The sequence below is a fragment of the Jannaschia sp. W003 genome (genome assembly GCF_025144335.1).
In the GTDB taxonomy this organism is placed as follows: domain Bacteria; phylum Pseudomonadota; class Alphaproteobacteria; order Rhodobacterales; family Rhodobacteraceae; genus Jannaschia.
In genome coordinates, this window is sequence record NZ_CP083539.1 from 1,374,714 (window position 1) to 1,396,896 (window position 22,183).

At 74.6% G+C, this 22,183-nt stretch carries 22 protein-coding genes; 11 read left to right on the forward strand and 11 right to left on the reverse strand.

The features are described from left to right. Window positions 1–272: 272 nt before the first annotated feature. Window positions 273–956, reverse strand: coding sequence for an HAD family hydrolase (locus K3554_RS06685; protein WP_259945186.1), 684 nt, complete (start codon window positions 954–956; stop codon window positions 273–275). A gap of 150 nt (window positions 957–1,106) precedes the next feature. On the opposite strand from K3554_RS06685, the gene clpS reads away from it, so the two are divergent. From clpS to K3554_RS06700, 3 genes are read left to right on the forward strand one after another with little or no spacing between them, the layout of a single operon-like run. Next, window positions 1,107–1,436 (forward strand): ATP-dependent Clp protease adapter ClpS, encoded by a 330-nt coding sequence (clpS, locus tag K3554_RS06690; protein ID WP_259945813.1) that lies wholly within the window; start codon window positions 1,107–1,109, stop codon window positions 1,434–1,436. After that, window positions 1,436–2,437 (forward strand): class I SAM-dependent methyltransferase, encoded by a 1,002-nt coding sequence (locus K3554_RS06695; RefSeq protein WP_259945188.1) that lies wholly within the window; start codon window positions 1,436–1,438, stop codon window positions 2,435–2,437. Before clpS ends, K3554_RS06695 begins: the two co-directional genes overlap by 1 nt. Further along, window positions 2,434–3,240 (forward strand): SDR family NAD(P)-dependent oxidoreductase, encoded by an 807-nt coding sequence (locus K3554_RS06700; RefSeq protein WP_259945190.1) that lies wholly within the window; start codon window positions 2,434–2,436, stop codon window positions 3,238–3,240. Before K3554_RS06695 ends, K3554_RS06700 begins: the two co-directional genes overlap by 4 nt. On the opposite strand, the gene K3554_RS06705 is transcribed toward K3554_RS06700, so the two are convergent. The 5 genes from K3554_RS06705 to K3554_RS06725 form a co-directional block, all read right to left on the reverse strand. Continuing rightward, window positions 3,237–6,611 carry an efflux RND transporter permease subunit gene (locus tag K3554_RS06705; RefSeq protein ID WP_259945193.1) on the reverse strand — a complete coding sequence of 1,125 codons (3,375 nt, stop codon included), beginning with the start codon at window positions 6,609–6,611 and terminating at the stop codon, window positions 3,237–3,239. The genes K3554_RS06700 and K3554_RS06705 overlap by 4 nt on opposite strands. A gap of 3 nt (window positions 6,612–6,614) precedes the next feature. After that, entirely contained in the window at window positions 6,615–8,069 is a 1,455-nt protein-coding gene (locus K3554_RS06710; protein WP_259945195.1) for an efflux RND transporter periplasmic adaptor subunit, read from the reverse strand. 113 nt (window positions 8,070–8,182) lie between these two features. Continuing rightward, on the reverse strand, window positions 8,183–8,713 hold the full coding sequence (gene moaB / locus K3554_RS06715) for a molybdenum cofactor biosynthesis protein B (protein WP_259945198.1): 531 nt from the start codon (window positions 8,711–8,713) through the stop codon (window positions 8,183–8,185). Further along, entirely contained in the window at window positions 8,703–9,530 is an 828-nt protein-coding gene (yghU, locus tag K3554_RS06720) for a glutathione-dependent disulfide-bond oxidoreductase (RefSeq protein ID WP_259945201.1), read from the reverse strand. Before yghU ends, moaB begins: the two co-directional genes overlap by 11 nt. A 78-nt stretch (window positions 9,531–9,608) precedes the next feature. Beyond that, complete coding sequence (locus K3554_RS06725) at window positions 9,609–10,388, reverse strand: uracil-DNA glycosylase (protein WP_259945203.1); 780 nt, start codon at window positions 10,386–10,388, stop codon at window positions 9,609–9,611. Between the two features lie 79 nt (window positions 10,389–10,467). Between K3554_RS06725 and K3554_RS06730 the strand changes: the two genes are divergently transcribed. From K3554_RS06730 to K3554_RS06750, 5 genes are all read left to right on the forward strand, one after another. Next, window positions 10,468–11,400 carry an aspartate carbamoyltransferase catalytic subunit gene (locus K3554_RS06730; RefSeq protein ID WP_259945206.1) on the forward strand — a complete coding sequence of 311 codons (933 nt, stop codon included), beginning with the start codon at window positions 10,468–10,470 and terminating at the stop codon, window positions 11,398–11,400. 46 nt (window positions 11,401–11,446) lie between these two features. Then, window positions 11,447–11,980, forward strand: a complete 534-nt coding sequence (locus K3554_RS06735) for a hypothetical protein (protein ID WP_259945209.1) — start codon at window positions 11,447–11,449, stop codon at window positions 11,978–11,980. A gap of 210 nt (window positions 11,981–12,190) precedes the next feature. Further along, window positions 12,191–13,459 carry a dihydroorotase gene (gene pyrC, locus K3554_RS06740; RefSeq protein WP_259945210.1) on the forward strand — a complete coding sequence of 423 codons (1,269 nt, stop codon included), beginning with the start codon at window positions 12,191–12,193 and terminating at the stop codon, window positions 13,457–13,459. Beyond that, window positions 13,452–14,054 carry a glycerol-3-phosphate 1-O-acyltransferase PlsY gene (plsY, locus tag K3554_RS06745; protein ID WP_259945212.1) on the forward strand — a complete coding sequence of 201 codons (603 nt, stop codon included), beginning with the start codon at window positions 13,452–13,454 and terminating at the stop codon, window positions 14,052–14,054. Before pyrC ends, plsY begins: the two co-directional genes overlap by 8 nt. 35 nt (window positions 14,055–14,089) lie before the next feature. After that, the gene (locus K3554_RS06750) at window positions 14,090–14,377 is read left to right on the forward strand and encodes a hypothetical protein (protein ID WP_259945214.1); all 288 of its coding nucleotides are present in this window, start codon (window positions 14,090–14,092) and stop codon (window positions 14,375–14,377) included. 22 nt (window positions 14,378–14,399) lie between these two features. On the opposite strand, the gene K3554_RS06755 is transcribed toward K3554_RS06750, so the two are convergent. The 4 genes from K3554_RS06755 to K3554_RS06770 are packed head-to-tail and all read right to left on the reverse strand — an operon-like array spanning window position 14,400 to window position 17,892. After that, window positions 14,400–15,770, reverse strand: coding sequence for a glutamate--cysteine ligase (locus tag K3554_RS06755; RefSeq protein WP_259945215.1), 1,371 nt, complete (start codon window positions 15,768–15,770; stop codon window positions 14,400–14,402). Window positions 15,771–15,818: 48 nt separating this feature from the next. Continuing rightward, on the reverse strand, window positions 15,819–16,337 hold the full coding sequence (locus tag K3554_RS06760; protein WP_259945217.1) for a hypothetical protein: 519 nt from the start codon (window positions 16,335–16,337) through the stop codon (window positions 15,819–15,821). Beyond that, complete coding sequence (locus K3554_RS06765) at window positions 16,334–17,155, reverse strand: GNAT family N-acetyltransferase (RefSeq protein WP_259945219.1); 822 nt, start codon at window positions 17,153–17,155, stop codon at window positions 16,334–16,336. The genes K3554_RS06760 and K3554_RS06765 overlap by 4 nt, the downstream gene beginning before the upstream one ends. After that, window positions 17,152–17,892 carry a 16S rRNA (uracil(1498)-N(3))-methyltransferase gene (locus tag K3554_RS06770; RefSeq protein WP_259945221.1) on the reverse strand — a complete coding sequence of 247 codons (741 nt, stop codon included), beginning with the start codon at window positions 17,890–17,892 and terminating at the stop codon, window positions 17,152–17,154. Before K3554_RS06770 ends, K3554_RS06765 begins: the two co-directional genes overlap by 4 nt. Between K3554_RS06770 and ubiA the strand changes: the two genes are divergently transcribed. From ubiA to K3554_RS06785, 3 genes are read left to right on the forward strand one after another with little or no spacing between them, the layout of a single operon-like run. After that, window positions 17,891–18,832 (forward strand): 4-hydroxybenzoate octaprenyltransferase, encoded by a 942-nt coding sequence (gene ubiA, locus K3554_RS06775; protein ID WP_259945223.1) that lies wholly within the window; start codon window positions 17,891–17,893, stop codon window positions 18,830–18,832. The genes K3554_RS06770 and ubiA overlap by 2 nt on opposite strands. Before the next feature lie 55 nt (window positions 18,833–18,887). Further along, complete coding sequence (locus K3554_RS06780; protein ID WP_259945226.1) at window positions 18,888–20,804, forward strand: OmpA family protein; 1,917 nt, start codon at window positions 18,888–18,890, stop codon at window positions 20,802–20,804. Continuing rightward, complete coding sequence (locus tag K3554_RS06785) at window positions 20,801–21,124, forward strand: hypothetical protein (protein ID WP_259945228.1); 324 nt, start codon at window positions 20,801–20,803, stop codon at window positions 21,122–21,124. The genes K3554_RS06780 and K3554_RS06785 overlap by 4 nt, the downstream gene beginning before the upstream one ends. 23 nt (window positions 21,125–21,147) lie before the next feature. Here K3554_RS06785 and K3554_RS06790 read toward each other — a convergent pair whose 3' ends face one another. Continuing rightward, the gene (locus tag K3554_RS06790) at window positions 21,148–22,134 is read right to left on the reverse strand and encodes an NAD(P)H-quinone oxidoreductase (RefSeq protein ID WP_259945230.1); all 987 of its coding nucleotides are present in this window, start codon (window positions 22,132–22,134) and stop codon (window positions 21,148–21,150) included. Between the last annotated feature and the right edge of the window lie 49 nt (window positions 22,135–22,183).

The window sequence follows — 22,183 nt, forward strand, 5'->3', positions numbered from 1 at the left end:
GTTGCGGCCCGGGGCGCTCCGCGTGGCGGGGGCAACGCCCCGGACCTGATCCGGGGCCTCTGGCCGATGCTGGCTCCGTCCTCGCGGAGCGGAGCGCCTTCGGAACGCCGAGGCCCCGGCGCAAGGCCGGGGCGTGTCGTGCTGCGGGTGGGCCAAGGCGACGCCCCGGACCTGATCCGGGGCCTCTGGCCGATGCTGGTGCCGTCGTTGCGGAGCGAGGCGCCTCCTGCACGCCGAGGCCCCGGCTCGGGGCCGGGGCGTGCCCTGCTGACCTACAGCCCCGCCACCAGCCCCGGCAGCTCGCCGAGGTGGGCGATGGCGCGGAAGCGGGGGTGGCCTTCGGGCACCTCGGCGGCCTCCAGGGCCCATTCGATCTCGGACGGCACGTGGACGCCCCAAGCGCCGGCCTCGATGGCGGGGATCACGTCGGAGCGCACCGAGTTGCCGACCATCAGCGCGCGGGACGGGTCGGGGAAGGCGCGCCGGTAGACCTCGGGCACCTTGTGGCTGACGATCTCCACGGCGTCGAAGAGATCGCCGAGGCCCGATTGCGCGAGCTTGCGCTCCTGATCGAGGAGGTCGCCCTTGGTGATCAGCACGACGCGGTGATCGGCGGCCAGCGCCTCCACGGTCTCGCGGGCGTGGGGCAGGAGGTCCACCGGGTGGCGCAGCATCTCGCGGCCCGCGGCCATGATCTCGGCGATCACGGAGGCCTGCACGCGGCCCTCGCTGACCTCGATCGCGGTCTCGATCATCGTGAGCGTGAACGCCTTGATGCCGAAGCCGTAGTGCCCGAGGTTGCGCCGCTCGGCCGCCTCGAGCCGCTCCATGAGGTGGTCCGTGCCGGCGTCCGCGCGCAGCAGGTCCGCGAAGCGCTCTTGGGTGAGGCGGAAGAACGCCTCGTTCTGCCACAGCGTGTCGTCGGCGTCGAAGGCGATGGTCTCCAGCCGGGACATCCTGACCTCTTTGCATGGGGAAGCGGTCCGCCTATATGACAGGCCCTGACCCGAAGCCCAGACCTTCCGGCCGCCGCGCCCCCGCGGCGCGCATGGCCGGACCCACCGGACGGACCCGACACCATGCTCTGCCCCCTTCCCATCACGGCCATGGCGAACCCGCCCGACGGCGAGGGCGGCGACGGCGACACCTCGGTCGTCACCAAGACCCGGCCCAAGACCGCGAAGCCGCCGCTCTACAAGGTGATGCTGCTGAACGACGACTACACGCCGATGGAGTTCGTGGTGCACGTGCTGGAGCGGTTCTTCGGCCTGAACCACGCCCAGTCGGTGGAGATCATGCTCCAGGTGCACAAGAAGGGCCTGGCCGTCGTGGGCGTGTTCTCGCACGAGATCGCCGAGACCAAGGTGGCGCAGGTGATGGACTTCGCCCGGCGCAACCAGCACCCCCTCCAGTGCACCATGGAGAAGGAGGAGTAGTGACCTCCCGTCTCCGCGACGCGCTGGAGCGCGGTGCCGTGGCCCTGCCCGACGAGGGCCGCATCCTTCTTCTCCGACCCACCGCCGCGCTGGACGAAGGCGCGCTGCCCGCCGGGCGCTGCGTGGCCGTGACCGGCTTCCGGCCCGACTTCGACGCGCTCGCCGCCCGCGGGCTGGAGACGGCGCGCGACGTGGAGGGCCCCTTCGCCGCCGCCGTGGTGTTCGTGCCCCGCGCCAAGGCGCTGGCGCGCGACCTCGTGGCGCGGGCCTGCGCCGCCGTGCCCGAGGGGGCGCCGGTGGTGGTCGACGGGGCCAAGGAGGACGGGGTCGATTCGCTGCTGCGCGCGGTGCGCGGGTTCGCGGACGTCGGCGAGGCGCACGCCAAGGCCCACGGCAAGGTGTTCGCCTTTCCGGCCCGGCCCGCGCCCGCGGACTGGATTGCTGCGCCCACCGAGGCGGACGGGTTCCGCACGGCGGCGGGCGTGTTTTCGGCGGACGGGGTCGATCCCGGCTCGGCCATGCTCGCGGACGCGCTGCCGCCGCTCTCGGGCCGGGTCTGCGACCTGGGCGCGGGGTGGGGATATCTGGCGTCGCGGGTGCTGGGCGATTCGGACAAGGTCGAGGCGCTGGATCTCGTGGAGGCCGAGGCCGACGCGCTGGACTGCGCGCGGCGCAACGTCACTGATGCGCGCGCCGCGTTCCACTGGGCCGACGCGACCCGCTGGGAGGGGCGCTACGACGCCGTGGTCACCAACCCGCCGTTCCACGCCTCGCGCCGGGCCGACCCCGCGCTGGGCCGGGCCTTCGTGGCGGCGGCCGCGCGGCTGCTCGCGCCGCGGGGCCGGGCGTGGTTCGTGGCCAACCGGCATTTGCCTTACGAGGGCGCGCTCGCGGAGGCCTTCGGCGAGGTGGTGACGCGCGGCGAGGCGCGGGGCTACAAGGTGATCGAAGCGTCGCGGCCCCTCGGCGGGGGCAAGCGGCCGGGGAGGACGCGCCGATGACCATGAGCATCGCGGGCCGCACGGCCATCGTTACGGGGGCCGCCAACGGCGTCGGCCTCGCCATCGCCCGGCACTTCGCCGCCGTGGGCGCGAACGTGATGTTCGCGGACCGCGACGAGGAGCGGCTGGAGCAGGAGGTGGGCGAGGCGCAGCGCGACGACGCGGGCACCTTGCGCTACTTCGCGGGCGACCTGCGCGAGCGGCTGACGGTCGCCAACCTCTTGTCCGCCACGATCGACGCCTTCGACCGCGTCGACATCCTCGTGAACGCCTCGCGGCAGATCATGGCCACGGATCCGCTCGACCCCGAGGACGGCTCGCTGCGCACGCTGCTGGAGCAGAACCTCCTGACGCCGCTGCGGCTGACGAAGGCGGTGGCGAACCGCATGATCCATCAGGCGGGCGAGGGGGCCGAGGGGCCGATCGGGGCGATCGTGAACATCGGCTCGATCGCGGCGCGGCGCACCCAGCCGGAGCTGCTGGCCTACTCGATCTCGGCGGCGGCGCTCGATCAGGCGACGCGCTCGCTGGCGGTCTCGCTGGCGCCGCGGGGCATCCGCGTGAACGGCGTCGCGGTGGGCTCGGTGATGTCGGCCGCGCTCCAGAGCCGGATCGCCGAGGAGGAGGGGCTGCGCGAAGCCATCGTGGACGCGACGCCCATGGCCCGCATCGCGCCGCCCGCGGAAATGGCCGAGACGGTGCAGTACCTGGCCTCGGACGCCTCGAGCTTCATGACCGGGCAGATCCTGACCGTGGACGGCGGGCGCACGCTGATCGACCCCGTGGCAGGGCCGTTCCACTAGAGGCGGGCGGGGCGGCGGCGGCCGGCGAGCTTCGCCAGCCCGCCCGCGAGCCACACTGCCCCCAACAGCGCCGCGGCGCCCCCGAGGAACAGCGCCACCGCGCCGGCCATGCCGTCCGCCGGGGCGAGGGCTTCGAGCGCGGGGACCGCCGCCGTGCCCGCGACCGGGGGGCCGAGCACGAGCGCGGCCCAGACGGCCAGCGCGGCGGCGGCCAGCAGCGCCAGCACCCCGAAGAGGCGCCCGCGACGGGGCGCGAGGCCCAGCCGCAGGAGCCGCCCGAGCGCGCCCGAGAGGCGGGTCGCGTCGTGGCCCGTCGCCAGGAGGGCGGGGACGAGCACGAGCACCAGCACCATCGCGAAGCCGAGGCCGTAGGCCAGCGTGATCACGGTGGGGCGGAGCCACTGGGCCTGCGAGGACGTCTCGTAGAGGAGCGGCGCGAGCCCCAGCACGGTGGTGAGCGTGGTCAGCAGCACCGGGCGCAGGCGGTCGCGCACGGCGTCCACGATGGCGGGGCGCAGGGCGCGGCCCTTCGCGTACTCGTCCACGGTGGTGACGAGCACGATGGAGTCGTTGATCACGATGCCGGTCATGCCGATCAGCCCCACCACCGAGAACATCGAGAGCGGCACCTCCCACCACCAGTGGCCCCAGATCGCGCCGATCAGGCCGAAGGGGATCACGGCCATGATGACCATGGGCCGGGTCCAAGACGCGAAGATCCAGGCCAGCACGAGGTAGATGCCGAGGAGGCAGGCGACGAGGCCGAGGGTGGCGTCGGTGAAGAACTCGCGCTCCTGCTCGGCCAGCCCGCCCTGCTCGTAGGCGACCTGGCGGCGGGCGGCGATGGCCGGAAGGATCTCCGTGGCCAGCGCGTCGCGGATCTCGTTGGCGCGGGCGGCGTCGTCCTGGGCGATGTCGCCCGAGACGGTGACGACCGGAACGCCGTTCTCGCGCCGGATCGAGCCGAAGCCCGAGCGCACGTCCACGGTCACGATGTCGGCCAGCGCCACGTCGCCGCCCGAGGGCGCGGGCAGTCGCAGGCTTTCCAGGAAGTCGGCCCCGCGCTCGGCGGCGGGCAGCTCCACGCGGATCGTGCCCGTCCGGGGACCGACCGGGAAGGCGGCGGCCTCGATGCCGGTCAGGCGGTCGCGCAGCAGCGCGCCCAGGGCGTCGATGTCGAAGCCGAGCGCCTCGCCCTGGGGCGTGAGCGAGAGGATCAGCTCGTCCTTGTCGTAGGGCAGCGAGTCCTCGACGGCGGAGACCTCCGGGAAGCGCGCCACGGCGGTCTTGAGGTCCTCGGCGGCGGCCTTGAGCGTGGCGGCGTCGGCGCCGGTGAACTCGACCGACAGCGCGTCGCCGCCGGGGCCGGAGCGCCAGCCGCGGAAGCTCAGCTCCTCGGTGGCGGGCAGGGTGCGGACCTCGTCCTGGAGGTCGGCAAGGAAGGCGAACGAGGAGTAGGGGCGCAGGTCGGCGTCGATCAGCTCGATCGAGATCGCGCCCAGCTCGTCGGCATCCTTGTCGTCGGCGGAGGCGAGGCCGCGGCCCGAGTTGCCGCCCACCTCGCCCATGACGAAGGTGACGGGGCTCGCGCCGTGCTCTTCCTCGTAGCGCTGGGCCACGGCCGTCACGGCGCGCTGCATCTCGCGCACCTGCGCGACGGCGTCGGCGCGCGCGGCCCCGTCGCGCAGCGCGAAGTTGCCGGTGATCGAGCCGCGTTCGGGGGCGTCGAAGAAGCGCCACTGCACGGCGCCGTCGATCACAAGTGCGATCTGCGAGGCGAGGAGGGCCACGGCGCCGGCGATCACGGCGTAGCGCGCGTGCACCGCGAGGCGGATGAGCGGGACCACGATCCGGTCGCGCACCCAGTCGAAGCCCGCGTTCACGGCGCGCGAGGGCAGGTCGTACCAGCGGCGGCGGTTCGCCTTCGCCAGGGCGCCGGCCATGTGGTGGGGCAGGATCAGGAAGCACTCGGCGAGCGAGGCCAGCAGCACGGCGATCACCGTGAAGGGGATGTCCTGGATCAGCGAGCCCATGCGCCCGCCCACGGCCACGAGGCCGAAGAAGGCGATCACCGTGGTCAGGGTCGCCGAGAGGACGGGGGTGAACATGCGGCGCGCGGCGTTCTCGGCGGCGGCGGCGGGGGCCTCGCCCAGCACGCGGGCGCGGAAGTCGGCGTGCTCGCCCACCACGATGGCGTCGTCCACCACGATGCCCAGCGTGATGATCAGCGCGAAGAGCGAGATCATGTTAATGGTCAATCCGGCGGCCCACATCAGCGCGATCGCGGCCATCATGGCGACGGGGATGCCGGCAGCGACCCAGAACGCGGTGCGGGCGTCGAGGAACAGGAACAGGAGCAGCACCACGAGGACGAGGCCTAGGGCGGCGTTGTCGACCAGCACGTCGATGCGCGCCGAGATCGCCTCGGTGCGGGTGCGGATCAGCTCGATCGCCACGCCCTCGGGGGCGCCCTCCAGCACCTCGTCGGCCACGCGCTCCACCACGCGCTGGAGCGCGATGGCGTCGCCGGCGGCGCCGCGCACCACCTGAACCGAGAGGGCGGGGGCGTCGCCCACGAAGAAGGCGCGCTCGCGGTCCACGCCGCCCGAGACGACGCGGCCGAGGTCGCCCACGGTGACGGGCGCGCCGTCGTCGTCGCGGCGCACCACCACGGCGGCCACCTCGCCGGCGGTGCGGCGGGCCTCGCCGGTGCGGATGCGCGCGCCGCCGCCCGACACGTCGCCGGCTGGCTCGGCGGCGGCCTCGGCGCCGATGGCGCCTGCCACCTCGCGCAAGGTGACCCCGGCGCGCAGGAGGCTCTCGGAGGGGATCTCGACCACCACCTCGGGGGCGGCCACGCCGCGCACCGTGGTCTGGGTCACGCCTTCCGCGAAGAGGCGGGCCACGAAGGCGTCCGTGAGGCGGGCGAGCTGGTCCACGCCCACGGGGCCGGAGACGATCACGTCCGTGACGCGGTCGGTCCAGCGGCCCTGGCGCACCTCGGGGTCGTCGACGCCCTCGGGCAGGCCCGAGACGGCCTCCACGGCGGCCTGGACGTCGGCGGCGGCGGTGCGCATGTCGCGGCCCGGCTCGAACTCCAGCACGATCGAGGCGCCGCCCTCGCGCGAGACCGAGGCGGCGTCGGTCACGCCCTCCACGGCCAGGAGGGCGGGCTCCAGCACGCCGACGACGCCGAGGTCCACGTCCTCGGCGCCCGCGCCCTCCCAGGCGGCGGAGACCGTGACGCTGTCGACCACCACGTCGGGAAAGAACTGCGCGCGCATGTTGGGCAGGGCTGCGGCGCCGGCGGCGAGCAGGAGCACCATCAGGAGGTTGGCGAGGGTGCGGTGGCGGGTGACGTAGCCGATCATGCCCTAGCCTCCCATCCGGCTCTCGATGCGCTCCACCACGCGGGCGGGCACGCGCTCCTCGCGCAGGCGGGCCAGGAGGCGGGCCTTGGCCTCGTCGGGCATGCGGCCGCCCTCCACGAAGGCGATCAGGCGCGCGCGGCGGTCGTCGTCGAGGGCGAGGAGCTGCTCCTCCTCGGGTTCCTCCTCGGCACCCTCGCGGCGCGGCTCGACCAGGATGCCGGCGCCGAGGGCAGGGCCGCGGGCCGCGACCACCTCGCGGCCCCGGAGCGGGCCGGGCCTCACGAGCACGTCGTCGCCCTGCCGCCGCACCACCTCCACGGCGACCTCCTCCAGCCGGTCGCCCTCGCCCAGGGCGAGCACGGCGTCCTGCGCCGAGAGGGCGGCGGAGGGCAGGCGGGCGACGTGCTCCAGCGCCGGCTCCTCGACCTCGACGCGCACGAAGTCGCCGGGGCGGAAGCCGCCCGCGTCGGAAAGCGCGGCGAAGAGCTGGCGCCCGGTGCGCCCCTCGCCCACGGCGGGGGCCTCGCGCACCACGATGCCGGGCGCAGCCAGCTCAAGCCCCAGAACGTCGAGCACGGCGCGCACGGGCACGCCCGCCACGGCGCCGCCCGGCCCGGCGAGGCGCGCGCGCTGGGCGGTGGAGACGCGGAACGCGACCTCCAGAGCTGTGGGGTCGATCAGGGCGCCGAGCCGCTCGTTGGCGCCCACGAGGCCGCCGCGCACCACGGCGACGTCCGAGAGCACGCCCGCGAATTCGGCGCGGAGCGTGCGGTCGGCGAGGTCGCGCTCGGCCTGGGCGAGGGCGATGCGGGCGCGCTCCACGGCGAGGGCCGCGGCGTCGATCCGAGTCTCGGCGGCGGCGATGGCGCCGCGGCGGGCGAGCACGGTCTGCTCGGCGGCCTGGAGCGCCAGCTCGGCAGCCTCGGCAGCGGCGGCGGCGCCCACGCCGCGCTCGGCCAAGTCGCGCTGGCGGCGCAGCGCGCCGGCCTGGAGGTCGCGCTGGGCCTCGGCGCCGCCCAGCTCCTCGCCGGCGAGGCTCAGCGCGCGCTCGGCGTCGCGCCGCTCGGCCTCGGCGCCGGCGAGGTCGGCGCGGGCGAGGGCCACGGCGCCCTCCGCATCCGTGGGGTCGAGCCGCAGGAGCACCTCGCCCGCCTCGACGCGGCCGCCCTCCACGAAGCCCTCGGCCAGCTCCACCACGCGGCCGCCGGCGGGGGCACGCAGCTCCAGGGTGCGCTGGGCGCGGACCTCGCCGAAGACCTGCAGGACGGGGGTGACGGTGCCCGGCTCCACGGCGACCACGTCGGCGGCGAAGGTGCGCTCGCGGGCGGGCGGCTGCCCCGGCTCGCGCTCCCGGCGTTCCTCGAGGGCGGCGAGGGTGATCTGCGCGCCCCACGCCAGCAGGGACACCGCGACGGCGGCGAGGAACAGGGCGACGAGGCTGCGGGAGAGGAAACGCATGCGGTACCGGACTCGTGAGGACTGCCTCGGGAGATAGACCACATGCCCACCCCTCCCAAGTCACACATCCGAGGGGGGCGGTTCCGTCGCGCGCCTGCGTAACTTTTCCGCGGTCACTTCCGGCGCAGGTGCTCGTCGAGGCGGGGCATGATCTCGACGAAGTTGCAAGGGAGGTGCCGCAGGTCGAGCTGGTGGACGAGGATCTCGTCCCAAGCGTCGCGGCAGGCGCCGGGCGAGCCGGGCAGGGCGAAGAGGTAGGTGCCGCCCGCCACGCCGGCGCAGGCGCGGGACTGCACGGCGGAGGTGCCGATCTTGCGCATGGAAATGAGCGTGAAGACCGTGCCGAAGGCGTCGATCTCCTTCTCGTAGACGTCGCGGTGCGCCTCGACGGTGACGTCCCGGCCGGTGAGGCCGGTGCCCCCCGTCGAGATCACGACGTCCACCTCGGGGGTGTCGATCCAGCGGCGCAGGTGGCCGGCGATGGCCGCCCGGTCGTCGCGCTCAATTGTGCGGTCGGCGAGCACGTGGCCCGCCGCCGCCAGCCGCCCCACCAGTGCGTCGCCGGAGCGGTCGTCCTCCATGGTGCGGGTGTCGGACACCGTCAGCACCGCGATGCGGCAGGGGAGGAAGTCCCTATCGGCCATCGAAGTCCGCGCGGGAGTGGCGCTCGCGCATCTTCATCGACTCGTCCTCGCCGGAGAGCTTGTTGACCATGCGGCCCCGGCGCACCGCGGGGCGAGCGTCGATGGCCTCGGCCCAGCGAACCACGTTCCCGTAGGTATGGACCTGCAGGAACTCCGCCGCCGAGTAGAGGCGCCCGAGGCAGAGCTGCCCGTACCAGGCCCAGTTGGCCATGTCGGCGATCGTGTAGTCGTCGCCCGCCAGCCATTCCGAAACCCCGAGCCGCTTGTCGAGCACGTCGAGCTGGCGCTTCGCCTCCATGGCATAGCGGTTGATCGGATACTCCAGCTTCTCGGGGGCGTAGGCGTAGAAGTGGCCGAAGCCGCCGCCGAGGAAGGGGGCGGAGCCCATCTGCCAGAAGAGCCAGCTCAGCATCTCGGTGCGGCTCTCGCCGAGGAAGGCGTCGTAGCGCTCGGCCAGGTGGAGCATGATCGCGCCGCTCTCGAACACGCGCACGTCTTCGCCGGTGGTCGCGTCGAGCAGGGCGGGGATCTTGGAGTTGACGTTGAGGGCCACGAAGCCCGAGCCGAACTGCTCGCCCTCGGAGATGTCGATGGGCCAGGCGTCGTACTCGATGGGGTGTCCGGCCTCGATCAGCTCCTCGAACAGGATCGTGACCTTCTGGCCGTTCGGCGTGGCGAGGCTGTGGAGCTGGTAGGGATGCTCGCCGCGCGGCAGCTCGCGGTCGAACTGGGCGCCGGCGGTGGGCTTGTTGATCGAGGCGAACGTGCCGCCCGACTCGGCGTCGTGGGTCCAGACCTTGGGGGGTTCGTAGGGCATGGGGTCTCCTTCGGGCCCTTACGTGGCGCGCGGGCGGGGGGGAGGCAAGCGCAGGGCAGGTGTGCGCGGGCGCAGGCCCTAGCTTTCGAGCCGCGCCCGCAGCTCCAGCAGGTCGGCCCAGGCCTGCCGCTTCGCGTGGGGCTGGCGCAGCAGGTAGGCGGGGTGGAGCATGGGCAGCACCGGCAGGCCCATCGCCTCGTCCCAGCGACCCCGGAGCTTGGTGATGCCGCGCTTGCCCAGCACCGCGTTGCAGGCGTGGTTGCCCATGAGCACCAGCACCTCGGGCGCGGCCAGCGCCACGTGGCGGCGCAGGAACGGCAGCATCATCGCCACCTCGGCCGGCTCGGGGTCGCGGTTACCGGGCGGGCGCCAGGGCAGGACGTTGGTGATGTAGACGGCGCGGCCGGCGTCCTCGTGGCCGCGGGCGAGGCCGATGGCGCCGAGCATCCGGTCGAGGAGCTTGCCGGCCTGTCCCACGAAGGGCCTGCCAGAGCGGTCCTCCTCGCGGCCCGGCGCCTCGCCCACGATCATGACGCGGGCGCCGGGGCGGCCATCGGCGAACACGAGGTTCTGGGCGCCCATGCGAAGATCGCAGTGGGGATAGCGCCCGAGCGCCTCGCGCAGGGCGGGCAGGTCGGCGGCCTCGGCGGCGGCGGCCTCGGCGGCGGCGATGGGGTCGCGCGGCGCCTCGGCGCGGGGCGCGGCGTGAGGGGCGGGGTCGCGCCGCTGCGGCGCGGGCATGCGCTCGGGCAGGGCGAAGCGGTCCACGGGGCGGGCCTCGAGCGCGGCATCGACGCCCATCTCGATCTGCCATTCGAGAAGCGCGCGGGCCGTGGCGGGGTCGAGGTCGGGGCTCATGGGATGGAGATAGGGGGCCGGGGCGCCCGGCGCCAGCGGGGCCTTGTGCCCGGGCGCCGCCCCGTCGCATCACGGCGCCATGGAGTTCCGCCAGCGCCACCTGCTCGGGATCGAGCCGCTCGCCCCGCGCGAGATCACCGCCGTGCTCGACCGCGCGCAGGACTACGCGGAGGCGGCGCGGCGGGGCCAGAAGCACGGCGACGCGCTCGAGGGCCTCACGCAGGTCAACATGTTCTTCGAGGCCTCGACCCGCACCCAGGCCAGCTTCGAGATCGCCGGCAAGCGCCTCGGCGCCGACGTGATGAGCATGGCGATGCAGACCTCGTCGCTGTCGAAGGGCGAGACGCTGATCGACACCGCCACCACGATCAACGCCATGCGCCCCGACCTGCTGGTGGTGCGCCACCCGCACTCGGGCGCGGTCAACCTCCTGGCCGAGAAGGTGGAATGCGCCGTGCTCAACGCCGGCGACGGGCGCCACGAGCACCCCACGCAGGCGCTGCTGGATGCCCTGACCATCCGCCGCGCCAAGGGGCGGCTGCACCGCCTGACCGTCGCCATCTGCGGCGACATCGCCCACAGCCGGGTGGCGCGCTCGAACCTGATCCTGCTCGGCAAGATGGAGAACCGGGTGCGTCTCGTCGGGCCGCCCACGCTGATGCCGCCCGGCGTGGCGGAGCTGGGGGTCGAAGTGACCGACGACATGGAGGCGGGGCTGCAGGGCGCCGACGTGGTGATGATGCTGCGCCTCCAGCGCGAGCGCATGGACGGCGCCTTCATCCCCTCGGAGCGCGAGTACTACCACCGCTTCGGACTGGACGCCGAGAAGCTGGCCCACGCCGCGCCCGACGCCATCGTGATGCACCCGGGGCCGATGAACCGGGGCGTGGAGATCGACGGCACCATCGCCGACGACCTCACCCGCTCGGTAATCCGCGAGCAGGTGGAGATGGGCGTGGCCGTCCGCATGGCGGCCATGGACCTGCTGGTGGCGGCGCGGCGCGAACCCTGAGGCGCGCGGGCGCGTTGGGGCCCTGCACATCCACCGGAGGCCCGTCATGTCGATCCCGATCCCCCCCAACGACACCCGCGTCCACGTCTTCCGCCTGCGCGGCGAGGGCGATCCGATCCCGACCCAGACGTTCCTGGAGGGCGGCGGAGACCATGCGCGGGTGCGCGCGGCCCTGGGCGCGTCGGACGTCGATCCGGCGCAGGTCGAGGTGTTCGCGGTGTCCGACATCGCGCCCATGAGCGTGCGCGACTACCTCGCCCAGGCCCACGACGTGCCGCAGGCGGCGATGGCGGCCGACGGGGCGCGGCTGGACGCGCTCACGGGGCGGGTGATGGTGGCGGGGCCGCGCGCCCTCCGCGGCGTCGCGGCGCTGGAGCCCGAGGCGGGCGTGGAGCACGTGGGCGCCTACGGCACGCCCGTGGCCGACGACTCGCCCCAGGCCATGCCGCGCGCCGCGTCCGAGCCGCCGCGCATCGCCACCCCCGCCGCGGCGGTGGACGAGGGGCCGCGGGGCAAGACGATCCTGTGGGTGGTGCTGGCGGCGGTCGCGGTGGCGGTGCTGGTGGTGCTGCTGCTGTAGGGAGGCGGTTCCGTTTGGCGACGCCCCGGCCTCGCGCCGGGGCCTCCGGTTGACGTTGGCGATGGTCGGTGAGCGGGGCCGAAGGCTGGCCTGCCGTGCGCCTCGTTCCGTGCGGCATCTCCGACCGACACCCGAAGCTCCGGCACGGGGTCCGGGCGTGGCCCCCCTGCACGATTGCGCCGCTTCCGCCCCGCCGCTAGCACGGGCGCCATGGCCACGCTTTTCACCGACGCCCGACTGATCGACCCCGTGGCCGGCGAGGAGCGCCGGGGCGAGCTCCGCGTAGAGCGCGGGCGCATCGCCGGGCCGGGTCCGGTGGCCGAAGTCGTCGACTGCCGGGGCCGCTGCCTCGCCCCGGGCATCGTGGACTGGGGCGTGAAGGTCGGCGAGCCGGGCGAGCGCCACAAGGAAAGCTTCCGCACCGCCGGACTGGCCGCCGCCGCCGGGGGCGTCACCACGATGGTCTGCCGCCCCGACACGCTGCCGCCCATCGACAGCCCCGAGATCCTGGCCCAGGCCCGCGCCCGCGCCACCGAGTCGGTCGTGCGGGTGGAGCACATGGCGTCCCTCACCCGCGCCCGCGAGGGCCGCGAGATGAGCGAGATCGGCTTCCTGCTGGATGCGGGCGCCGTGGCCTTCACCGACGGCGTGCGGGTGCTGCGCGACGCCCGCACCCTCTCGCGCTGCCTGAGCTACGCCCGCTCGCTGGGGGCGCTCGTGGTGGGGCACCCGCAGGAGCCGACGCTCTCGGCCGGGGCCTGCGTGACCTCGGGCAAGTTCGCCACCCTGCGCGGCCTGCCGGGCGTGGCCCCCGTGGCCGAGCGCATGGGGCTGGACCGCGACCTGGCCTTGGTCGAGGCCACGCGCGCCCGCTGGCACGCCGACCAGATCACCGTGGCCGCCGCGCTGCCCGCCCTGCGGCGCGCGCGCGAGGCGGGGCTGGACGTGACCGCGGGCACCTCGATCCACCACCTGACGCTGAACGCGCTGGACGTTGCCGACTACCGCACCTTCTTCAAGGTCACGCCCCCCCTGCGCGACGAGGAGGACCGCCTCGCGGTCGTCGAGGCGCTGGCCGAGGGGCTGATCGACTGCGTGGGCAGCTTCCACACGCCGCAGGACGAGGAGTCGAAGCGCCTGCCCTTCGAGGCCGCCGCGCCTGGCGCCGTGGGGCTGGAGACGCTGCTGCCCGCTGCCATGCGCCTCGTCCATGCGGGGCATCTGGACCTGCCCAGCTTATGGCGCGCGCTCTCGACCAACCCCGCGCGGCGGCTGGGGCTGGAGGGCGGCACGCTGGAGCGCGGCGCGCCCGCCGACCTCGTGCTGTTCGACCCCGACGCCCCCTTCGTGATGGACCGCTTCCGCCTGCGGTCGAAGGCGAAGAACACCCCCTTCGACGAGGCGCGCATGGAAGGAAGGGTGCTGGGCACCTGGGTCGCCGGCGCCCGCGTCTTCGCACCGGAATCCGCCCATGCCTGAGATCCACGCTTGGCCCTCGACCCTCGTCCTGGTGGCGCTGGCCGCCTACGCGCTGGGCTCGGTCCCCTTCGGCATCGTCTGGGCGCGGGCCTTCGGGCTGGGCGACCTGCGGCGGATCGGCTCGGGCAACATCGGCGCCACCAACGTGCTGCGCACGGGCAACAAGCCCGCCGCCTTCCTCACGCTGGTCTGCGACGCGGGCAAGGGGGCCTTCGCGGTGCTGCTGGCGCGCGCGCTGATCGGCGAGGACGCCGCGCAGGTGGCCGCGCTGGCGGCGTTCCTCGGACACTGCTTCCCGGTCTGGCTGCAGTTCCATGGCGGCAAGGGCGTGGCGACCTTCCTCGGCACGCTGCTGGCGCTGTCGTTCCCGCTCGGGCTCGCCACCTGTGCCGCCTGGCTGGCGGTGGCGGCCGCGGCACGCATCTCGTCGCTCGCGGCGATCCTCGCGGCCGTGGCCTCGCCGCTCCTGGCGCTGTGGCTGCGGCCCGACTCCGTGCTGCTCTGCGCGGCCCTGGCGGCGATGATCCTCTACCGGCACGGGCCCAACATCCGCCGGCTTCGGGCGGGCGAGGAGCCGCGCATCGGCCGGAAGTGAGGCGGCGGGGTGCGTCGGCGCGGGGAGGCATCGGCATGACCATGTCCGGCGGCGATCCGGACCCCGCCGACGCGGTCGCGCGGGCGCTGGACGCGCTGCCCTGGGGCACGTTCCGGGGGCGGAGCCTCGGGCACGAGTGGATCGTGTCGCGGACCCGCTTCAACGGCGGCGCCTCCGAGAAGGTCGTGGCCCGCGCGCTGGGCGCCGAAGGCTACGTCAGCACGAACCTCTACCGCCTTGCGCGGGGGCCGGCCCTGCGGCCCTGCGAGATGCCGGCCGACGACGTGGTGCGCTTCGTGCTCGACCTCGTGCCCTGCCGCTGACGCCCGCGGGGAAGGGGCACCGTCAGTAGCTGCGCTCGGCGTAGATGCGGGAGAGATCGCCGTTCCACTCGCCGTGATAGGCTTCCAGCAGCTCGTCGGCGGGGGCCTTGCCGGTTTCGACGCTCTCGCGGAGCGCGTTCAGGAAGTGGGTCTCGTCGGGCACCAACCCCCCGGCGCCGGGGCGGGCGCGGGCCTTCAGGCCCGCCTCGGCGATGCGGAGCACCTCGCGGGCGAGGTCGTGCATCCGAACGCCGTGGGTCTCGGCCTGCAGCCCGTCCTCGGAGGCGGCGACCCGCAGCGCGAGGCGCGTCTCCTGGTCCCAGTGCTTGCACAGGTCCCAGGCGGCATCGAGGGCGCCCGCGTCGTACATCAGGCCGACCCAGAGCGCGGGCAGGGCGCAGAGGCGCCGCCACGGGCCGCCGTCGGCGCCGCGCATCTCCATGTATTTCTTGATGCGCGCCTCGGGGAACAGGGTGGTGAGGTGGTCGGCCCAATCCGAGAGGGTGGGCTTCTCGCCGGGCAGGGCGGGCAGCTCGCCGCGCAGGAAGTCGCGGAAGGACATGCCCAACGCGTCTATGTAGCGCCCCTGGCGGTAGACGAAGTACATCGGGACATCGAGCGCGTACTCGGCCCACCGCTCGAAGCCCATGCCGTCCTCGAACACGAAGGCGGGGATGCCGGTGCGGGCCGCATCCAGGTCGCGCCAGACGCGGGCGCGCCAGGACTTGTGGCCGTTGGGGGCGCCATCCAGGAAGGGCGAGTTGGCGAAGAGCGCGGTGGCCACGGGCTGCAGCGCCATGGCTACCCGCAGCTTCTTCACCATGTCCGCCTCGGAGGCGAAGTCGAGGTTCACCTGCACGGTGCAGGTGCGCCGCATCATGGTGCGGCCCATGGTGCCCACGCGCTCCATGTAGGCGTCCATGAGCTTGTAGCGGCCCTTGGGCATCAGCGGCATGTCCTCGTGCCGCCAGATCGGGGCGGCGCCGAGGCCAATGAACTTCACGCCGATCTCGTCGGCCACGCCGCGCACCTCGCGCAGGTGGTCGTTCACCTCGTCGCAGGTGTGGTGGATGGTCTCCACGGGGGCGCCCGACAGCTCGAGCTGGCCGCCCGGCTCTAGGGAGACGTTGGCGCCGTCCTTCTCGAGCCCGATCAGGAGGCCGCCCTCCTCGACGGGCGTCCAGCCGAAGCGGTCGCGCAGGCCGGCGAGGACCGCGTGGATCGAGCGCTCGCCCTCGTAGGGAAGGGGCTTCAGGGTGTCGGCGCAGTAGCCGAACTTCTCGTGCTCGGTGCCGATGCGCCAGTCCGCCTCCGGCTTGCAACCCGAGGCCATGTAGCCGGCGAGCTGGTCGTGGCTCTCGATGGGGCCGCCGCCGGACTGGGGAATGGACATGCGCGGGCCTCCTCGGGGTTGCCGGGGAGGACTGAAAGCGCGGGGCGCTCAAGTCAAGGCGGCATGGCCGCGGCGGCGCCACACCACGACGAGGCCGGGTGTGCGCCCGCGCAGGGCCCGCACCATCGCGCCGCCGTCGAGGCCGGGCAGGGGGGCGAGGGCATCGAGCAGCGCGTCGTGGCCCACCGCGCCCTCGGGGATGAACAGCGTCGCGCCGGCGGTGTCCGTGAGGCGCCAGAACCCCTCGCCCTCGGGGCCGCGGGTGCGGCGGAACGCGACCTCGGCCACGGCATCGAGCGCCATGGTGCCGCCCATCACGGGGGCCATGTAGGTGATGCGGCCCTCGTCCACCTCCACGACGCCCGGCGCCTCGGAATCGGAGCGGAAGCGCGCGTGGCGCAGGCCCGAGACAAGCAGCACCGCGCCCAGCGCCACGAGGGCCGCGCCGAACAGGGCGGGCAGGCCATAGGACACGGTCCAGAGCCAGAGGCCCGCGGCGACGGCGAGGCCGCCCGCGATCGCCTCGCGCCAGCGCAAGAGCGCGGCGGCGGCCTCGGGGCGGATCATGCCGCGGCCTCCGGCTCGAGGAGGGCGAGGGCGAAGGTGCCCGCGCGGTGGAAGCCGAGACGCTCGTAGACGCTCGCCGCGGCCGGCGAGGCGGCGAAGAGGGTGGCGCGGCGTACGCCGGCGGCGCGCGCCTCGGCGAGGTGCTGCGCGACAGCCAGGGCGCCGAGGCCCCGGCGGCGCAGGGCGGGAGGCACGAAGACGCTGCCGACCTGCACGATGTCGGGCAGCCGGGCGTTGAACCCCGTGAGCGCGACCGGCGCCCCGTCCACCACGAGGATGCGGTGGGAGTCCTCGGCGGTCCAGCGCCGCACGGTGGCCTCGGCCCCCGCCGGGTCGCCGTGCCCGAGGTGCAGCTCGCGCTCGTAGGCGAGGCGCCACGCCGCGGCGGTGGCCGGGTCGCGGGAGATGGGGACGAGGCGCCCCGCGCCGGGCGGCACGGCGAGTGAGTCGAGGTCCAGCGCATACTGCGGCTCGTCGTCGGAGAGCAGGGCGGGGCGGCGGTCGAGGTTCGCGGCCCGCATCAGCGGGCGCACGACATGGGCGGCGCCGGCGAGGCCCGTCACGGGGGCGTCCCCGAGCAGGGGCACCGCGCGGGTGGCGTCGAAGCCAGCATCCCAGACCGGCAGCGCCATGCCCCGGCGGGTGAGGCCGAGGGCTGCGGTAGGGTCGGGCGCGTCGACCCAGAAGCGGGTCGCGTTCGGGTGCGCACCATGCAGACCGTGGGCGGCGAGGTTGGCGAGCGGGAACATCGCGTCCAGCAGATGCGCGCGCAGGAAGCGCTCCAGCGCGGGGCGCTCGGCGGGGCCGACGGGGATCACCGCCAGTCCCCTTGCGTCCACTGCCACAGCGTCAGCGCCGCGACGGCGGCGGTGTCGGCGCGCAGGATGCGGGGGCCGAGGGCGACGGGGACGGAGGCCGCCATGCCCCGGAGGCGCGCGCGCTCGGCGTCCGAGAAGCCGCCCTCGGGGCCGACGAGGATCGCGGCGGGGGCGGGCGGCATGGCGCCACCTTCGCCGCCGCGCGCCCAGTGAGGGTCGTCGGAGAGGGTCTCGTCGGCGAACACCAGCGCGCGGGCATCGTCCCATGCATCGAGCACCTTGGCCAGCGGGCGCAGCTCCTCCACCTCGGGCACGAAGGTGCCGCCGCACTGCTCGGCGGCCTCCACGGCGTGGGCCTGCAGGCGGTCCCGGCGCACGCGCTCGGAGTTGGTGTGCTCGGTCATCACGGGCAGGATGCGCCGCGCGCCCAGCTCGGTGGCCTTCTCTACGATGAAGTCGGTGCGGGCCTTCTTGATGGGCGCGAACAGGAGCCAGAGGTCGGGCGGGTCGCGCTGGGGGGCCACCCGGCGCGCGCAGACGGCCACGCCGCGGCGCTTGCCCAGCTCCGCGATCTCGGCCTCCCACGCGCCCGAGCGCCCGTCGAACAGCTCCACCCGCGCGCCCGGCTCGAGCCGCATCACGGCGCGCAGGTAGTGCGCCTGGTCCGCGTCCAGGGCCACCGATTGCCCGCTGCCGAGCGCCTGCGCTACATGGAGCCGAACCAAGGGACACCTCATGACTGCCTCGGATGACGTTGGACGGGTGGCGGACGCCGTCAAGGGCAACTGGGTGGACCGGATCGCCCCCCCGTGGCTGCGCCCGTGGCTTCGGCTGAGCCGCGCCGACCGGCCCGCCGGCACGTGGCTGCTGCTGATCCCCTGCCTCTGGGGGCTGACGCTGGCGGTCGCGGCGACCGGGTTCCGCCCGTCCGCCCTGTGGATCGCGGCGGGCTGCGCGGTGGGGGCGCTGCTGATGCGCGGCGCGGGCTGCACCTGGAACGACGTCACCGACCGGCACATCGACGGGCGCGTGGCGCGCACCGCCTCGCGGCCCATTCCGTCGGGGCAGGTCACCGTGCGGGGGGCGCTGGCGTGGATGGCGGCGCAGGCGGCGGCGGCGTTCCTCGTGCTCCTGACGTTCCCGCCCGCCGCGGTGCTGCTGGGCGTCGTCGCGCTCCTGCCGGTGGCGGTCTATCCCTTCGCCAAGCGCTTCACGTGGTGGCCGCAGCTGTTCCTCGGGGTCGCGTTCAACTGGGGCGCGCTGCTGGCCTGGACGGCGCACACCGGGAGCCTCGGGGCGCCCGCCGTGCTGCTGTATCTGGCGGGCATCGCCTGGACGCTCTTCTACGACACGATCTACGCCTATCAGGACATCGAGGATGACGCGCTGATCGGCGTGCGCTCCACGGCGCGGCGCTTCGGCGGCCGGCCCGGCCCGTGGCTCGCCGCCTTCGCCGCCGCCGCCGTGCTGCTGATGGCCGCCGCGGTGCTGGCCGCGCTGCCTTTGCCCCGCGCGCTGGTGGCGCTGGGCGGACCCGTGGCGCTGGGTGTGCACCTCGCCTGGCAGCTCCGGCGGCTCGACGTCGGCGACCCCGACCGCTGCCTCGCGCTGTTCCGCTCCAATCGCGACGCGGGCCTCTGGGTCCTGCCGTTTTCCGCCCTCGCCGCGGCGATGTGATTGCGGCAGGGCGGTGGGGGGGCTACTTGGGCCCGGCATCATCCACCGGACGCCCATGAGCCGAAACCGCACCCTCGCCGCCACCGCCATGCTCCTCGCCGCCGCCGCCTCGGCCGCCGCGGCGTGGTACGGCGCGGCGTTCATCGAGCGTCATTCGCTGGCCGAGGTGGGGCGCGCGCTGGAGGTGGAGGGCGCGGACTGGGTCGAGCTGCATGCCGACGGCCTGCAGCTCGTGCTCGCCGGCACCGCCCCGTCGGAGCCCGCGCGCCTGCGCGCCGTGACCCGCGCGGGCCGCGTGGTGGACCCCGCCCGCGTGATCGACGCGATGGAGGTGGCCGCCGCGGCGCCGCTCGCCCCGCCGCGCTACTCGCTGGAGATCCTGCGCAACGACCGCGGCATCTCGCTGATCGGCCTCGTCCCCGAGACCGGCGGGCGCGAGGCCCTCGCGCGGGGCCTGAGGGCGTTCGAGGACGTGACCGATCTCGTGGAGACCGCGGACCGCGCGGTGCCCGGCACCTGGGACGACGCGCTGGCCTTCGCGCTGGAGGCGATGGGCGACCTGCCGCAGTCCAAGATCAGCGTGGCCGCGGGGCAGGTCGACATCACCGCCATCGCCGACAGCGACGGCGCGCGACGCCGGCTGGAGGACCGCCTGCGCCGCGCCGTGCCCGACACCGTGACGCTGGGCCTCGAGATCGCCGCGCCGCGCCCCGTGGTCGCGCCCTTCACGCTGCGCTTCGTGCGAGGGCCGGGCGGCGCGCGCTTCGAGGCCTGCGCGGTGGACTCCGAGGCTGCGCTGGAGCGGGTGCTCGCCGCCGCCGAGGCCGCGGGCTTCGAGGGCGAGGCGGACTGCGTGATCGGCCTGGGCGTGCCCTCCGCCTCCTGGGGCGGCGCGGTGGCCGAGGGGATCGGAGCCCTCGCGCGCCTGCCCGGCGGATCGGTGACGTTCTCGGACGCGGACGTGACGCTGGTGGCCGCCGAAGGCACGGAGGCGGAGCTGTTCGACACCGTGGTGGCCGAGCTGGAGGCCGCGCTTCCCGACATCTACGCGCTTGGTGCGGTGCGCCCCGAGGGCGCCGAGGAGGACGGCGAGGAGGGCGACGCGCCCGCGCCCCTGTTCACCGCCACGCGCTCGGCCGAGGGCGAGGTGCAGCTGCGCGGGCGCCTGCGCGACGAGATCCAGGAGGAGGCGGTGGGCTCCTACGGGCGGGCGCTGTTCGGCTCGGAGCGGACCTACATCGCGGTGCGCCGCGACGAGGCGGTGCCGCGGGGCTGGCCGGGGCGGGTGCTGGCGGGGCTCGACGCGCTGTCGCGGCTGGAATCCGGCTCGGTGACGGTGCGCCCCGACGTAGTCGACCTGCGCGGCGACACGGGCAACCGCCGCGCCGAAGCCGAGATCAGCGGCCTGCTGTCCGCCAAGCTGGGCGAGGCGGCGGACTTCCGCATCGACGTCACCTACGTCGAAGAACTGGACCCGACGCTGAACATCCCCACCCCCGAGGCCTGCGTCGAGCGGCTGGCGGCGGCGCAGGACGGCGCCAAGCTGAGCTTCGCGCCCGGCGCCGCGGTGATCGAGGCCGAGAGCGCGGACCTCCTCGGCACGCTCGTGGGGCACCTGAAGGACTGCGAGCGGGTGAGCTTCGAGGTCGCCGGGCACACCGACAGCCAGGGCGGCGAGGAGATGAACCAGTCGCTGAGCCAGCAGCGCGCCGACGCGGTGCGGCTGGCGCTGATCGAGCGCGGGGTGCCGCCCTCGCAGCTCACCGCGCGGGGCTACGGCGAGGCGCAACCCATCGCCGACAACGACACCGAGGCGGGGCGCGAGGCGAACCGCCGCATCGCCTTCACGCTGCTCGACGGGGCGGCGGGCGACGCGCCCGAGGCCGCCGCTGCCGAGGCGGACGAGACCGGGACGGACGAGACCGGGGAGGCCGGGGCGGAGGCCCCCGCCGCAGACGAGGACAGCGAATGAACCGCACCGAATTCGTGATCGCGATCGCCGTGATCCTGTTCCTCGCCTTCCTCCTGGGCTGGGTGGCCTCGTGGCTGGTGTCCCGCATGGCGCGCGTCACCCAGGCGGGCATGACCGAGCTGGACGACATGGCGCAGCAGCTCCACGAGGCCGAGGAGCAGCGCGAGCAGGCGATCGCCTACCTCCATCACCGCGAGGAGGAGCTGGAGCGCAAGCTCGCGCAGGCCGAGGCCGAGGCCCGCGCCGCCATGGACGGCCTGCGCGAGGCCCGCCAGGAGGCGTCCGAGCTGCGCGGCTACATCGAGAGCCTGAACGCCTGAGAGGCGCGGGGGGCGTCGCCCCGTCAGGCCACCCGCAGCACGATCTTGCCCAGGTGCTCACCCGCCTCCATGCGCGCATGGGCGGCGGCGGCCTCCTCCAAGGGGAAGGCTTGGTCCATCACCGGGGCCACGCGGCCTGCGTCGAGCAGGGGCCAGACCTCGCGGCGCAGGTCCTCGGCGTAGCGCGCCTTGGCGAGCACGGACTGGGGCCGGAGCGTCGAGCCGGTGATGGTCTGGCGCCGCGACATCACCGGCGCGAAGTTCACCTCGGCCTTGGGGCCCTGCAGGAACGCGATCTGCACCAGCCGGCCGTCCTCGGCCAGAGCGCGCAGGTTGCGGGTGATGTAGGTGCCGCCCACCATGTCGAGGATCACGTCCGCGCCGCCCTCGGCCTGCAGCACGTCCACGTAGTCCGCCTCGCAGTAGTTGATTGCCTCTGCCCCTAGGTCGCGGCACAGGGCGCATTTCGCGTCCGATCCGGCGGTGGCGAAGACGCGGGCGCCGAAGGCCACCGCGAGCTGGATCGCCGTGGTGCCGATGCCCGACGAGCCGCCGTGCACCAGCAGCCGCTCGCCCGCACGGAGGCCGCCGCGCAGGAACACGTTCGACCACACCGTGAAGAACGTCTCGGGGATCGCCGCCGCCTCAGCCATCGACAGCCCCTCGGGGATGCGCAGGGCGTGGTCGGCGGGGCAGGTGGCGTACTCGGCGTAGCCGCCCCCGGGCAGCAGCGCGCAGACCCGGTCACCCGCGGCCCAGCGGGTGACGCCCCCGCCCACCGCCGCCACCGTCCCGGACGCCTCGAGCCCCGGCAGGGGCGAGGCCCCCGGGGGCGGGTCGTAGGCGCCCGCGCGCTGGAGGCAGTCGGGCCGGTTCACGCCCGCGTGGTCGATCCGCAGCAAGATCTCCCCGGGGGCGGGCACGGGCACCGGACGCTCCGCCAGCTCCAGCACCTCGGGGCCGCCGGGCCGGGTGATGGAGACGGCGCGCATGGCGGCGGGAAGGGACATGGGCGGACTCCGTGACGGCTGCCCTTCACGGCTACGTGACGCGATCGGG